Raw genomic sequence first — 13,256 nt, 5'->3', positions numbered from 1 at the left:
GCAGATCACGAGCGAATCCATGAGCACCGACAAGACCAACCAGTCCTGGGGCGGCCGCTTCAGTGAACCCGTCGACGCCTTCGTCGCGCGCTTCACGGCCTCCGTCACCTTCGACCAACGCCTTTATCGCCACGACATCATGGGCTCGGTTGCCCACGCAACGATGCTGGCCAAGGTCGGCGTCCTCACCGATGCCGAGCGCGACACCATTATTGACGGCCTGAAGACTATCCAGGCCGAGATCGAAGCGGGCAGCTTCGAGTGGCGCGTTGACCTGGAAGACGTGCACATGAACATCGAAGCGCGTCTGACCGACCGCATCGGCATCACCGGCAAAAAACTGCACACAGGGCGCAGCCGTAACGATCAGGTCGCTACCGACATACGCCTGTGGCTGCGTGATGAAATCGACCTGATTCTTTCGGAAATCACCCGCCTGCAACAAGGCCTGCTAGGCCAGGCAGAGCGTGAAGCCGAGACCATCATGCCGGGCTTCACCCACTTGCAGACCGCACAGCCGGTAACATTCGGTCACCATATGCTGGCGTGGTTTGAAATGCTCAGCCGCGATTACGAGCGCCTGGTCGACTGCCGCAAGCGTCTGAACCGCATGCCGTTGGGCAGCGCAGCGTTGGCAGGCACGACTTACCCGATCGACCGCGAGCTGACCTGCAAACTGTTGGACTTCGATGTCGTCGGCGGCAACTCGCTGGACAGCGTTTCGGATCGTGACTTCGCCATCGAGTTCTGCTCGGCCGCCAGCATCGCGATGATGCACTTGTCGCGCTTCTCGGAAGAGCTGGTGCTGTGGACCAGCGCTCAGTTCCAGTTCATCGACCTGCCAGACCGTTTCTGCACCGGCAGCTCCATCATGCCGCAGAAGAAAAACCCTGACGTTCCAGAACTGGTCCGTGGCAAGAGCGGCCGCGTATTCGGCGCCTTGATGGGCCTGCTGACCTTGATGAAAGGCCAGCCGCTGGCCTACAACAAGGACAATCAGGAAGACAAGGAACCGCTGTTCGACGCCGCCGACACACTGCGCGACTCGCTGCGAGCGTTTGCCGACATGATCCCGGCGATCAAGCCAAAGCACGCCATCATGCGTGAAGCCGCGCTGCGCGGTTTCTCCACTGCGACTGACCTTGCGGACTACCTGGTACGCCGGGGCCTGCCGTTCCGTGACTGCCACGAAATCGTCGGTCACGCCGTGAAGTACGGTGTTGAAAGCGGCAAGGACCTGGCTGAAATGAGCCTGGAAGAACTGCGCAAGTTCAGCGATCAGATCGAGCAGGACGTGTTTGCCGTGCTGACGCTGGAAGGCTCGGTCAACGCCCGCGATCACATCGGCGGCACCGCGCCAGCGCAGGTCAAGGCTGCAGTAGTTCGCGGCCAGGCGTTGCTCGCTGCGCGCTAATCCCAAATCTGTTGGAGCGAGGCTTGCCCGCGAATGACGGTAACGCGGTTTACTTGTTAGACCGCGATAACCCATTCGCGGGCAAGCCTCGCTCCCACAGGGACCGTGGCTAACCATCACATTTATGCGCTCCGACTAAAAATTCTCAAGGATGCACCCCATGACCGACACCCTCGACAACGATGAAGAAGAATTCGCTGAATCAACCCTGGTTCAAGCCATCGAAAATCAGATTGAAAGCGACAATCCTCCCGCCGCGAAAGCCACGTTCAACAAGCTGACCCTGGTTGGCTATGAGCGCGAAGAGATCCTGCAGTTGATGGCCCATGTTCTGGCTATCGAAATTGACGCGCTGCTTGAAGAAGACCGCGCGTTCAACACCGAATGGTATGAAGCAGCGCTGCGTGCCCTGCCTGAGCTGCCCCCAGAGGCATGAGCTGACATGCGCACCGGCCAACTGACGGCCGGTGGCTAACACTCGATAAATCGGGCTCGGCAAAATCCACAGACCAGGTCTACACTGCAAATGCCTCGCTGCCACTAGAACGACGGGGCTACCACGCCGAGCAGGCTTTAACGGTCATCCAGAACCGACGAGCGCAGCACAGACACGTTGATTCCAGGGCCGCGCCAGTCAGTAAGGCGTCTTACTAGAAAAAGTCTGGAGCACCTATGTCGTATACCCCTGAGCTGGTTGCCGAACTGGAAATCCTCGCACTCTACAATCTGGGCAATACCCTTGAAGGACTCAAAGTCCATCACGTGGCCGCCCCGACAGCTGTAGCAGCCGCACAAAGACTCTTCGAAAAAGGCCTTACCACACAGGTTGATGGCGGTTATCTGACCAGCCTTGGGCTGGAAGCTGCCGAGCACGCACAGTCACTACTGACTATCCTCAACGTCGCCAAACAAGCTGCTTGATCACCGCGAGGGTCCGCGAGCCGAAAAAGGTTTAGCGGGCCCTTCATTTATGAAAAACTGCGCCGATAAAAAAATGGCGCCAGAATAAAAACAGACTGACGTTTCAGGCCGTCCTGCCCGCCGTCTTGCTCACCACTTCAATGCTGCCCTTTTCGAGCCCGACAGCCGGTTTGAGTTGTAATGACGCGTAACTCCGAAATCCGTCCAGACCTGGATGAAGGCATTGACCGCAAGGTGCTTTCCCAGCTCCGCAGCCGTTTCCTGACCCTGAACAACGGGCGGCTTGCGCGTGCCATGGAGGGTCTGTCGACTCGCCAGCAAACCGTACTGAATCTGCTGCCGCTGTTCTTCCACGTGAATCATCCGTTGTTGCCCGGTTATGTGTCCGGCAGCACGCCCGCAGGCGTTTCTCATTACGAACCCGCCAGCCTTGCATTGGCTGAAGCCCAACGCCTGACCCGGTCTTTCTCGTATAAAGCGCGGCGCGGCCATGCGCGACAGCCTATTCACGGTTTGTTCCTGATGGGCAGCCTGGGCACTCTGGCGCAAGCTGAAGAAAGCGACATGGATGTCTGGGTCTGCCATGACTCTGAGCTGAGCCCCGATGAAATCGCCGAGCTGCGCAAGAAATGCCAGGCACTGGAAGCGTGGGCAGACAGCCAGGGCGCTGAAGCCCACTTTTTCCTGATTGACCCGCAACGCTTCGTCGCGGGCGAGCGCGATACCCAGCTCAGCTCCGACAATTGCGGCACGACTCAACATTACTTGCTGCTGGATGAGTTCTACCGCACCGCCATTTGGCTCGCAGGCCGCACACCGATGTGGTGGCTGGTGCCGAGCTACGAAGAACAGCGCTACGCCGATTACACCCATACGTTGCTGTCGAAGCGCTTTATCCGCGAGGACGAAGTGCTCGACCTGGGTCATATGGCTGTTATCCCGCCTGGCGAGTTCCTCGGCGCCGGTTTATGGCAGTTATTCAAAGGTATCGAGTCGCCCTACAAATCGGTGCTCAAACTGCTGCTGACAGAGGTTTACGCCAGTGAGCATCCGAAGGTTCAGTGCCTGAGCCTGCGCTTCAAGAAAGCGGTGTTTGCCAACCGTGTGGATCTGGATGAACTGGACCCCTATATGGTGGTGTACCGGCGCATTGAGGAGTACCTGATCGAGCGCGGCGAGCTTGAGCGGCTGGAGCTGGTACGCCGTAGCCTGTACCTCAAGGTGAATAAAAAACTGACGGGCTCGACGCGTCTGCGCAATACCGGTTGGCAACGGCAATTGCTCGAACGCCTGACTCAGGAATGGGGCTGGGACGAACGCCAATTGCTGCTGCTCGACAGTCGCAGCCAATGGAAAGTGCGTCAGGTCGCCCACGAGCGTCGTGCACTGGTCAACGAACTCAATTACAGCTATCGCTTCCTGACGCAGCTGGCTCGCCAGCAAAACGTGGCCAGTTCGGCAACCGCCAGGGACCTGAATGTACTCGGCCGCCGACTGTATGCGGCGTTTGAACGCAAGGCTGGCAAGGTTGAATTCATCAATCCGGGTATTGCACCTGACCTGGCTGAAGACACCCTGACACTGGTGCAATCGCCTAACAAGCGCGAACCGGGCAAAGCTCAGTGGGCGCTGTATAACGGCAGCCTGGGTGTCCACGAGTGGATTAACTTCTCGCCGATAAAACGCAGCCGCGAGCTGCTTGAACTGCTGACCTGGTGCCATCGCAACAACGTGATCGACAGCACCACACGGCTTGCGCTGCATCCGGGCAGCAGCGACCTGAGTGAATTTGAGCTGTTCAATCTACTGGGCGCGCTGCAACAGCAAATCCCGGTGCCGCTGGAGGTCGTCAGCGAAGAGCGCCTGTTGAGTCCCGCAGTACCGAGCGAGATTCTGTTGCTGGTAAACGTCGGCGTTGATCCTCTCAGGCATCACCGGGACCTGAACATCCTGATGACCACCGAGCGTACAGACTCATTGAGCTACGCCGGAGTACGGGAAAACCTTGTTCTGACCCTGGACCAGATCACCCTTAATAGCTGGAATGAAATCCTTGTCAGCCGCTATGACGGCGTCCACGCGCTGCTCGATTGCCTCAGCGAGCTGCTGAGCAATCTGCCTGAGGGAGCGATGCAGCCTGCTGTTCGAGTGCGTTGTTTCTGTCACAACCGCGCCCCCGCCATCGCCCAGCGCGTTGAAGAGCTGGTTGCGACAGCGCAATTGCTGCACGCCGCAAGCCTCAACCATCGCTATCTGATTCAGGTGCAACAGCAGTATCACGTGCTGGAAATGGTCCCGGCTCAACCGGTGACCCATGTGGTGATCAACAGCCTTTCGGGTCTGTTCGAATATTTAGGTGAAGAGCTACCGCGCTACAGCCCCTTGCACCTGGACCCACACGCACTGAGTGATCACGACCTGGCGCTGATTCTGCCCCACGGCCAGCCCGAATGCATTCAGGTGTTTTACCGGGTCAACGAGACCGAAGCGGACCTCTACGCACTTGATGAGCACAACGCGCTCTGGCATCAGCGCGTTCCTTATCACGATGAATTGAGCTTACTGGTGCCGCTGCAGCGCTTCTTCCATTCACTGGTTTATCGCCGTAGCGCCATGCTGCCTGTGGACAACTCCAGCGCACCGGGATTTCTTGAAACGCTTTACTATCAAGTGCTGCCGTCCGGGGCAGGGCGTGCCCGACGGATCGAGTCGCGCAGTGCGCCGACCGCACCGAGCAAGCCGTTTTATGACGTGCAGGCGATCGTCGAAGAAGCATCGCCCGGCCAGGTCAGCGTCACGCTGTACTGCGACAACAATGAGTTTTCCGAACTGGAGCATGGTGATCAGCTGTTCAGCGTCGTAGCCCGTCAGATCCTTGAGCGACGTACGGAGCCTGAGCACTATCGCTGCTACATCACCGACCTGGATCTATCAGGGCTGCTGGACGAGGCTCGCGGACAGACCATCCTGTACCTGCGCTACAAAGCGCAGCTGGAAAAGTCGCTCAACGACGCCATGGCTCAGGCCTGAGCCAGTCACAGAAACAACAAACCCCGGCATGCCGGGGTTTGTTTGCACAATAAGAAACCTATGGGAGCAGGGCTTGCACGCGATTCAGGCACCGCAGCCTGTCTAGGTGACCGCGTTGTTCTTATCGCGGGCAAGCCCGGCTCCCACAACGCGAATTCATTCGCGAAGAGGCCAGTACCTCCACAGCATATACATTGCCTGGAGTACCGCCTTCCCGAATAAATTCGGTCCTACCGGTCTTGCGTGAGCTTGAGACCACTACCCACCTGTGGGAGCAGGGCTTGCCCGCGATTCAGGCGCCGCCGCCAGCATTTATGCGTTATTCGACGGAATAGGCTCTGCACCCGGAACAGGCTCCTTGCTGCGCCAGTGCGGCAAGGAGTTCCAGTAGCGCTCGCCCTTGGCATCGTCGTACATGCCTTCCCAGCGGGAGATGACCAGTACGGCCAGTGCGTTGCCGATCACGTTCAGCGCAGTGCGCGCCATATCCATGATCCGGTCGACACCGGCAATGAACGCCAGGCCTTCAAGCGGAATGCCCACGCTGCCCAGCGTCGCCAGCAACACCACGAAAGAAACCCCCGGTACGCCTGCAATACCTTTGGAGGTCACCATCAGAGTCAGGACCAGCATCAACTGCTGACCGATAGACAGATCAATGCCGTACAGCTGTGCAATGAACATCGCCGCGATGCTTTGGTACAAGGTCGAACCGTCGAGGTTGAACGAGTAACCGGTCGGCACAACAAAGCTGCAAATAGCCTTCGGTGCGCCATAGGCTTCCATCTTGCTGATCACGCGCGGCAGCGCTGTTTCAGAACTCGCCGTCGAGTAAGCCAGGATCAGCTCATCCTTGAAGATGCGCATCAGCTTGATCACTGAGAAACCAAACAGGCGGGCGATCAACCCAAGCACAACGAAAGCGAAGAACGCGATGGCCACGTAAACCAGAATCACCAGCTTGGCCAATGGCAGCAAGGACGCGAAGCCAAAGTTGGCAACGGTCACGGCGATCAGGGCAAACACACCAATGGGGGCATAGTTCATGATCATGTGAGTGACCTTGAACATGGTTTCCGAGATGCCCTGGAACACCTTCAGGACGGGATCCCGCACTTCAGCGTCAAGACTGGCCAGACCCAGACCGAACATCACCGAGAAGAAGATAATCGGCAACATGTCGCCACGGGCGACAGCGGCGAAAATATTAGACGGAATCAGGTTGAGAATCGTCGCGATGAACGCATGGTCATGCTGCACCTCCGCCGTGGTCGCGGTGTACTTGGAAATATCGACCGTACCCAGGGTACTCATGTCGATGCCGGCACCTGGCTGGAACACATTAGCCAGCACCAGTCCGACCAGAATGGCGATCGTCGTGACCACTTCGAAGTAGAGGATAGTCTTGAGACCAATACGGCCCAGCTTCTTGGCATCGCCAACGCCCGCAATCCCGACCACCAGAGAGGCAACCACAATCGGCACGACGATCATCTTGATCAGGCGGATAAAGATATCGCCCGCAGGCTGAAGGATATTACTGATCCACCAGGCCTTCTCTGCACTGAAATGGTTAAGTAGCGCACCCAGTGCAATCCCGAGTGTCAGACCGATGAGGATCTGCCAGGCCAGGCTCAGCTTTGCCTTCTTCATGTCGTTACCTTTTTTCAAGTGGCTCGGACATCTCTAGACCCACATGCCTGAATTCGCTGATCCACAGCAGCATCAAGTCACCGGTTACCGGTCAGAGCTGTCCCGAGTAGGTGCAGCAAGCGAGCATCCGGCTCTGTAGCTGACGAAAAAAGGCGCAACTATTCCCACGCATCGTCGCAACGTCTAATGCCGTAAACGACTACCCCATACCGAATCGGCATAATGTTTGCGACGAAAAACATGCCTGAAAACGACAAAGACGTACCGCGAATTGGCTAAAAGGTGGCTAATTCGCCCTCTAGAGACCATCTGGAAAATTAAGCACAAGGGATCAAACAGAATATGGCGGGGGAGAAAAGAGGATAGTTCTTACATGAAATGTCGGATGTGTGGCGGCGTTACGCGAGCTGAAATGATAAAACGCAACGCAAGACAGCCGATGTTTTCCCGAGGATTCGAGATCACCATCATGGACTTGCGTCGCGGTTCTTCCTGACCCGGCCCTCGTCGGGAGTACTCCCTGTACTCCTAGGTCACTCCGATCCGAACAATCAAAGCGTCCCGGCCCCCTGGTCATGCGCGAGTCTTTTCAAATCGCGCATCTGAAAGAGCATCCCGAACAAGGAAGCTCTCTGTTCTTGAATACGTTGCATCAATACCAATTTGGGTCTTTGCGAAGCTGCTCTTGAAGCATGCCCTGCATACCCTCATCGGGTTCACCCAGGTATCGATAGGTTGCATGACGTGTCGGCGACTTGTCCGAAGGCAGGCCAGCCGGCACATCTACCAGCAGCGCATAGGCTTTGTCCTTGTCGAGGCTAAAGGCCACGAGCAGACGCTGGCTCTTGCAGGTTTCAGCGGTTTCGCACAAAGGACCTACAAGGTAATTCTCGCCATCCTCAGGCACAGCAGTCATCTGCTGCTCGCTGGCGCCGGAAAGATTGATCACCCAGTCGGGCAACCGCTCCTCCTTTTTGATCACTGAAGTCCAAGTGGATCGGTACTCAGGGTCAGATCCCAGTAACTGATTGACCCGAGCCTGACCGTCATTGGCAGCCATCGCCATCGCGCTACCGCCCATTAACAGGGCGGCTGCGATTGAGTGCAGAGACGTGCGCATATTCAGCCTCGGCCGCGACGGCCAAAGAAGAACGAGACCACGAACATAACCAGGAATACGACGAAGAGGATCTTCGCGATACCGGTTGCGGTGCCTGCGATACCACCGAAGCCAAGTACAGCGGCGACAATGGCAATGATCAGAAACGTGATTGCCCAACTCAACATGATGACTCTCCTTATCTGCTTTTAATGGATGCTGCTATTACTGCTGTGGGTCAAAAAACCCAGGTTTGCTGGTGCTGCACTTCACTTACAGGAGCCTTGCGGTCAACAGGCGTAAGGCTCAGCGAGGTATCCCGAGCCATCGATGCGCTGGCGTTGGAATAGGACTGGCTGTAGGTGAAGGGCTGCTTGATCTGTGCAGCTTGGCGGGAGTTATCCCATTGCTGAAACTGCTGAACTGCAATCAGAGTGACCATCAGCGCAAGACTGGCGAACAGGCCCTGCTGAATGTGTTGAGGCGAAATACGCAGTTGAGTAAGACGCTGACGGTTCATCTGGTTGCTCCTGACGCCACACCGGGCGTCAAACTTGATCTTGTTGCCGGTTAGTCACGGCTTGTATGAATAGGTTATTGCAGCCTGCGTGCCAGCTTTTCAACAACAATAATATTCATATAAATCAATGACTTAAAAACACAAAACAAAATCACCTGCTAGCATCCTGCACGATCACCCGTCATGGGTCGTGCAGGATGCACGAGCTTCCCTGGCAGGCTGATCAGCCTGTTGTCCGGGTCATGACTTTCAGGGCATCCGCATTGACGCCTTTCACGCCGCGAATATTCCGCGCGATCTCGACCGCAAGTTCTTTTTCAGCGTAATTGGCGACAATACCGTTGAGGCTGACCAACCCGCTTTTGGTATCGACCTTGATATTCAGGCCATCGAGGTTGCGGCTATAGATAAGGCTGGATTTGACCTTGCTGGTGATCCACACATCGCTGATGTCTTCAGCCGGACTATTGGCCTGTGGATCGGTGCGTGACGCTATGGAGTCTGCGGCACTGATGCTGATCAGGTTATTCACACTGACCACGCCATCGGTGTTGGTCGCCAGGCTACCGGCGACTTCTTTGGCTTCCGGGCTCTGCGCACGACCTTTGAGGGTGACGACGCCGTTTTTAGCGTCCACATCAATGTTCAGCGCCTGCGTGACACTGCTCCATAACAGTTTGGATTTCACGGTTGCGGTCAGCGTAGCGTCTTCGAAGCGCTGGGCCATGCTGGCCTTGGCGCCAGGCTCCGCGGCGACATTGGCATCGATTTGCAGCTGATTGTCGACCTTATCGATGCCTTTGACGTCCAGCGCAATTCGCTCGGCCAGCTCACGATCAACCTGATTTTCGACCTTCCCCTTCAGTACCGCCGTTCCCTGCTCAACGCTTACGTCGATTTTGAAAGGGCTCAGGTGTTTATTGAGGGCAAATGCGGTCCAGATCGAACCTTCCTGACGTGCTTCGGCAAGCTGGCTGGGCAAATCGCCCTGGGCGGCACTGGCCATCAAAGGGTTCAGGCCCAGCACGGTGATTGTGGCTGTGGCCAGAGCGAGCTTTTTCAGCGGGTGCATGGCACTTCTCCGTCTTATCGCTATGTAAGGGTTTCGAGCAAATCACTCAACGTGAAAAGCAAAAGAAACCCGCAAGCGATGTGCCAGGCAGTTATTGAATTAAATATCCTTACAAATCAAATATTTAAATCTAATTCAGTCAGATAGCTACCATGCAGCTCGCATAATCAATCAGAATCAACCATGCAACTTGCCCGATTATTCCGACACTAACGCAAGACAATTCATTAAGGAGCGTAGGAAAAATGGAAGCAGCCACTGAGAATCAGGGCCGTATTCTGCTTGTGGATGACGAATCCGCGATCCTTCGCACGTTCCGTTATTGCCTGGAAGATGAGGGCTACAGTGTCGCCACCGCCAACAGCGCATCCCAAGCGGAAACGTTGCTGCAACGCCAGGTCTTCGACCTGTGCTTTCTGGACTTGCGGCTAGGCGAAGACAATGGACTCGATGTACTGGCGCAAATGCGCGTCCAGGCACCCTGGATGCGGGTAGTGATTGTCACTGCCCACTCAGCGGTAGATACCGCAGTCGATGCGATTCAGGCCGGTGCAGCCGATTATCTGGTCAAGCCGTGCAGCCCCGATCAGCTACGTCTGGCGACGGCCAAGCAATTGGAAGTACGTCAGCTATCGGCGCGGCTGGAAGCGCTGGAAGGTGAAATTCGCAAACCTAAAGATGGCCTTGATTCCCACAGCCCTTCGATGATGGCGATTCTGGAAACCGCCCGCCAGGTGGCGACCACCGACGCTAACATACTCATTCTGGGTGAGTCAGGTACTGGTAAGGGCGAACTGGCCCGCGCCATTCATGGCTGGAGCAAACGCAACAAGAAATCCTGCGTCACTATCAACTGTCCGTCGCTGACCGCAGAGCTGATGGAAAGCGAGCTGTTTGGTCACAGCCGTGGGGCCTTTACCGGTGCGAGCGAAAGCACGCTGGGACGTGTCAACCAGGCCGACGGCGGCACGCTATTTCTCGACGAGATCGGCGATTTTCCGCTCGCTTTGCAGCCAAAACTGCTGCGTTTTATTCAAGATAAAGAATACGAGCGCGTCGGCGACCCTGTGACTCGACGGGCCGATGTGCGCATTCTTGCGGCGACCAACCTGAATCTGGAAGACATGGTTCGCAATGGCCGTTTCCGGGAGGATCTGCTGTATCGCCTGAACGTCATCACCCTGCACCTGCCCGCCCTGCGTGAGCGCACCGAAGATATCCTGACCCTGGCAGACAGATTCCTGGCCCGCTTCGTCAAGGATTACGCCCGCCCGGCAAGGGGTTTCAGCGACGAGGCCAAAGCCGCCCTGCTGAACTATCGCTGGCCCGGCAATATTCGCGAGCTGCGTAATGTGATCGAGCGCGCGAGCATCATCTGCCCGCAGGAAAGGGTTGAAATCGCCCATTTGGGTATGGCCGAGCAGCCCACCAGCAACGCCCCGCGAGTCGGTGCGGCGCTGAGTCTGGACGAGCTGGAAAAAGCCCATATCGGCGCGGTGCTGGCTACCAGCGACACACTCGACCAGGCAGCCAAAACGCTAGGCATCGATGCGTCGACGCTCTATCGCAAACGCAAGCAGTACAACCTATGACTAACGCGGCATGAAACTGGCTATGAAGTTGCGAACGCGGCTGTTCTTCAGCATCTCGGCCTTGATAACGGTAGCGTTGTTGGGGTTGATGCTTGGGCTCGTCAGCGTGATGCAGATGGCGAACTCGCAGGAATCGCTGATCCAGCAGAACTTCGTGACGCTGGACACTGGGCTGAAGCTTCGGCAAAACCTGGGCGATCAGTTGGTCATGATGCTCAATGAAACACCTGATCCCAAGCCACTTAGCAAGCTTCAGGACCAGTTCCGGGTTCTGCTGGAGCAAGGCGTTGAGCACGACGAACGCAACAATGTCGACAACGGCTTTCATGAAGCCAGGGTGGACTATCAGAAATTTATTGATGCGTATGAAGAGTCCCGCCAGTCCTCGCGTGCGATGCGTGACAATTCGGAGGTGACCGAAGCATTCAACGACCTGCGCAATAACTTGCTGATCGCCCATCGCAAGTCGCTGGATAACATCAGCCAGGTGGAAGTGCATTCCCGTGAAAGGGCTTTATGGGTTGCGGGCCTGCTCGGGCTGGTTGGGCTTGCAGTATTGTGTATCGGATTCATCACGGCCCATGGCATCGCTCGTCGCTTCGGCGCACCTATCGAGGCACTGGCGAAGGCGGCGGATAATATTGGCAAGGGCAACTTTGAAGTAACCCTGCCGATCTCTTCTGCAGCAGAAATGAATCTGCTGACCCGACGTTTCGGGATCATGGCCGAAGCATTGCGTCAGCATCAGGCCACTAACGTGGACGAGCTTCTGGCAGGCCAACAGCGCTTGCAAGCGGTGCTGGACTGCATCGATGACGGCTTGCTGATGATTGACCGCCAAGGTCGCCTGGAGCACCTCAATCCGGTTGCCCAGCGCCAATTGGGCTGGGACGAGCCAAAGCTGGGGCAAGGGCTTGGCGAGGCGCTGCAGCGCCCCGAACTGGATGAGCAGCTCTATCTGACCCTGCGCGGCGGCACACTAGAGCGCGCGCCGGAGGATCTTGCCATCGAGGTGGACGGCGAGTCACGACTGCTGACTTACAGCCTGACGCCGGTCAGCCACAGCAAAGGCCATATTCTAGGCGCGGTGATGGTGCTCCACGATGTGACCGAGCAACGAGCCTTTGAACGGGTTCGCAGCGAGTTTGTGCTGCGCGCCTCTCATGAGCTGCGCACGCCAGTGACCGGCATGCACATGGCGTTCGGTCTGTTCCGCGAGCGTGCGAAATTCCCGGCGGATTCCCGGGAGTCAGACCTGCTTGATACGGTCAACGAAGAAATGCAGCGCTTGATGCAACTCATCAATGACCTGCTTAATTTTTCCCGCTATCAGAATGGCCTGCAGAAACTTACCCTTGCGCCCGTCTCAATCGAAGAGATGCTGGAGCAGGCACGACAGCGCTTCGACGCAAAAGCCCATGATCAAGACATTGTCTTGTCGATTGAAACGCAGGATCCACTGCCCCGACTGCACGCAGACCGCGCCCAGCTTGAACGCGTACTCGACAACCTGCTGGATAACGCACTGCGTCACACCCCTGAAAATGGCCTGATTCGCCTGCAGGCACGCCGCCATGGCGAACGGGTGATCATCAGCGTGGAAGACAATGGCGAAGGCATCGCCTACGGCCAGCAAGGGCGGATATTCGAACCTTTCGTCCAGGTCGGCCGCAAGAAGGGCGGTGCCGGTCTGGGTCTCGCGCTGTGCAAGGAAATCGTGCAGCTGCATGGCGGCCGTATGGGCGTTTATTCCAGGCCAGGGCAGGGCACCCAGTTTTATATGGCGCTGCCGTTGTAGGGTTGATCGGCACCACCGCGCAGCAAACGTTGGGCCTGTAGGAGCGGGGGGGGGGGGGGGGGGGGGGGGGGGGGGGGGCGGGGGGGGGGGGGGGGGGGTGCGGTGGGAGGGGGGGCGGGGGGCGCGGGGGAGCCGGTAGGACAAGGCCGCGGGGGGC

11 protein-coding genes are annotated in these 13,256 nt (G+C 57.2%); 6 read left to right on the top strand and 5 right to left on the bottom strand.

The window, feature by feature from the left end:
• The first annotated feature begins 19 nt into the window (after window positions 1-19).
• The 4 genes from argH (at window position 20) to ACYASS_RS13140 (ending at window position 5,365) form a co-directional block, all read left to right on the top strand.
• The gene (argH, locus tag ACYASS_RS13155; RefSeq protein WP_463586452.1) at window positions 20-1,414 is read left to right on the top strand and encodes an argininosuccinate lyase; all 1,395 of its coding nucleotides are present in this window, start codon (window positions 20-22) and stop codon (window positions 1,412-1,414) included.
• A 160-nt stretch (window positions 1,415-1,574) separates the two neighbouring features.
• Window positions 1,575-1,850, top strand: a complete 276-nt coding sequence (locus tag ACYASS_RS13150) for a hypothetical protein (protein WP_122667288.1) — start codon at window positions 1,575-1,577, stop codon at window positions 1,848-1,850.
• A gap of 236 nt (window positions 1,851-2,086) precedes the next feature.
• A complete protein-coding gene (locus ACYASS_RS13145) occupies window positions 2,087-2,335 on the top strand; it encodes a TIGR02647 family protein (protein ID WP_122667287.1) in 249 nt (82 codons plus the stop codon).
• 180 nt (window positions 2,336-2,515) lie between these two features.
• Window positions 2,516-5,365: a class I adenylate cyclase gene (locus tag ACYASS_RS13140; protein WP_463586451.1), complete on the top strand. Its 2,850-nt coding sequence runs from the start codon at window positions 2,516-2,518 to the stop codon at window positions 5,363-5,365.
• A gap of 312 nt (window positions 5,366-5,677) precedes the next feature.
• Here ACYASS_RS13140 and gltP read toward each other — a convergent pair whose 3' ends face one another.
• The 5 genes from gltP to ACYASS_RS13115 form a co-directional block, all read right to left on the bottom strand.
• Window positions 5,678-7,018 (bottom strand): glutamate/aspartate:proton symporter GltP, encoded by a 1,341-nt coding sequence (gene gltP / locus ACYASS_RS13135; protein WP_463586450.1) that lies wholly within the window; start codon window positions 7,016-7,018, stop codon window positions 5,678-5,680.
• A 652-nt stretch (window positions 7,019-7,670) separates the two neighbouring features.
• Window positions 7,671-8,138 carry an inhibitor of vertebrate lysozyme family protein gene (locus ACYASS_RS13130; RefSeq protein ID WP_463586449.1) on the bottom strand — a complete coding sequence of 156 codons (468 nt, stop codon included), beginning with the start codon at window positions 8,136-8,138 and terminating at the stop codon, window positions 7,671-7,673.
• Window positions 8,139-8,140: 2 nt separating this feature from the next.
• Window positions 8,141-8,305, bottom strand: coding sequence for a DUF1328 domain-containing protein (locus ACYASS_RS13125; RefSeq protein WP_002555679.1), 165 nt, complete (start codon window positions 8,303-8,305; stop codon window positions 8,141-8,143).
• A gap of 50 nt (window positions 8,306-8,355) precedes the next feature.
• Window positions 8,356-8,637, bottom strand: coding sequence for a hypothetical protein (locus tag ACYASS_RS13120; RefSeq protein ID WP_463586448.1), 282 nt, complete (start codon window positions 8,635-8,637; stop codon window positions 8,356-8,358).
• 223 nt (window positions 8,638-8,860) lie between these two features.
• Window positions 8,861-9,709, bottom strand: a complete 849-nt coding sequence (locus tag ACYASS_RS13115; RefSeq protein WP_463586447.1) for a BON domain-containing protein — start codon at window positions 9,707-9,709, stop codon at window positions 8,861-8,863.
• Window positions 9,710-9,954: 245 nt separating this feature from the next.
• On the opposite strand from ACYASS_RS13115, the gene algB reads away from it, so the two are divergent.
• Together algB and ACYASS_RS13105 are read left to right on the top strand one after the other, a co-directional pair.
• Window positions 9,955-11,301 carry a sigma-54-dependent response regulator transcription factor AlgB gene (gene algB, locus ACYASS_RS13110; protein ID WP_463586446.1) on the top strand — a complete coding sequence of 449 codons (1,347 nt, stop codon included), beginning with the start codon at window positions 9,955-9,957 and terminating at the stop codon, window positions 11,299-11,301.
• Window positions 11,302-11,311: 10 nt separating this feature from the next.
• Window positions 11,312-13,099, top strand: a complete 1,788-nt coding sequence (locus ACYASS_RS13105; RefSeq protein ID WP_463586445.1) for a KinB sensor domain-containing domain — start codon at window positions 11,312-11,314, stop codon at window positions 13,097-13,099.
• The last annotated feature ends 157 nt before the right edge of the window (window positions 13,100-13,256 follow it).

Source organism: Pseudomonas sp. HP_14 (genome assembly GCF_055283875.1).
The sequence above is the reverse complement of the archived record's forward strand: the minus strand, read 5'-3'. Positions and strand labels throughout refer to the sequence as shown.

Bases quoted from the DNA above. Each gene is read 5' to 3' on its own strand.
- gltP (WP_463586450.1), bottom strand. From the start codon at position 7,018: ATGAAGAAGGCAAAGCTGAGCCTGGCCTGGCAGATCCTCATCGGTCTG.
- ACYASS_RS13105 (WP_463586445.1), top strand. From the start codon at position 11,312: ATGAAACTGGCTATGAAGTTGCGAACGCGGCTGTTCTTCAGCATCTCG.
- algB (WP_463586446.1), top strand. From the start codon at position 9,955: ATGGAAGCAGCCACTGAGAATCAGGGCCGTATTCTGCTTGTGGATGAC.
- ACYASS_RS13130 (WP_463586449.1), bottom strand. From the start codon at position 8,138: ATGCGCACGTCTCTGCACTCAATCGCAGCCGCCCTGTTAATGGGCGGT.
- ACYASS_RS13115 (WP_463586447.1), bottom strand. From the start codon at position 9,709: ATGCACCCGCTGAAAAAGCTCGCTCTGGCCACAGCCACAATCACCGTG.
- ACYASS_RS13145 (WP_122667287.1), top strand. From the start codon at position 2,087: ATGTCGTATACCCCTGAGCTGGTTGCCGAACTGGAAATCCTCGCACTC.
- ACYASS_RS13120 (WP_463586448.1), bottom strand. From the start codon at position 8,637: ATGAACCGTCAGCGTCTTACTCAACTGCGTATTTCGCCTCAACACATT.
- ACYASS_RS13125 (WP_002555679.1), bottom strand. From the start codon at position 8,305: ATGTTGAGTTGGGCAATCACGTTTCTGATCATTGCCATTGTCGCCGCT.
- ACYASS_RS13140 (WP_463586451.1), top strand. From the start codon at position 2,516: ATGACGCGTAACTCCGAAATCCGTCCAGACCTGGATGAAGGCATTGAC.
- ACYASS_RS13150 (WP_122667288.1), top strand. From the start codon at position 1,575: ATGACCGACACCCTCGACAACGATGAAGAAGAATTCGCTGAATCAACC.
- argH (WP_463586452.1), top strand. From the start codon at position 20: ATGAGCACCGACAAGACCAACCAGTCCTGGGGCGGCCGCTTCAGTGAA.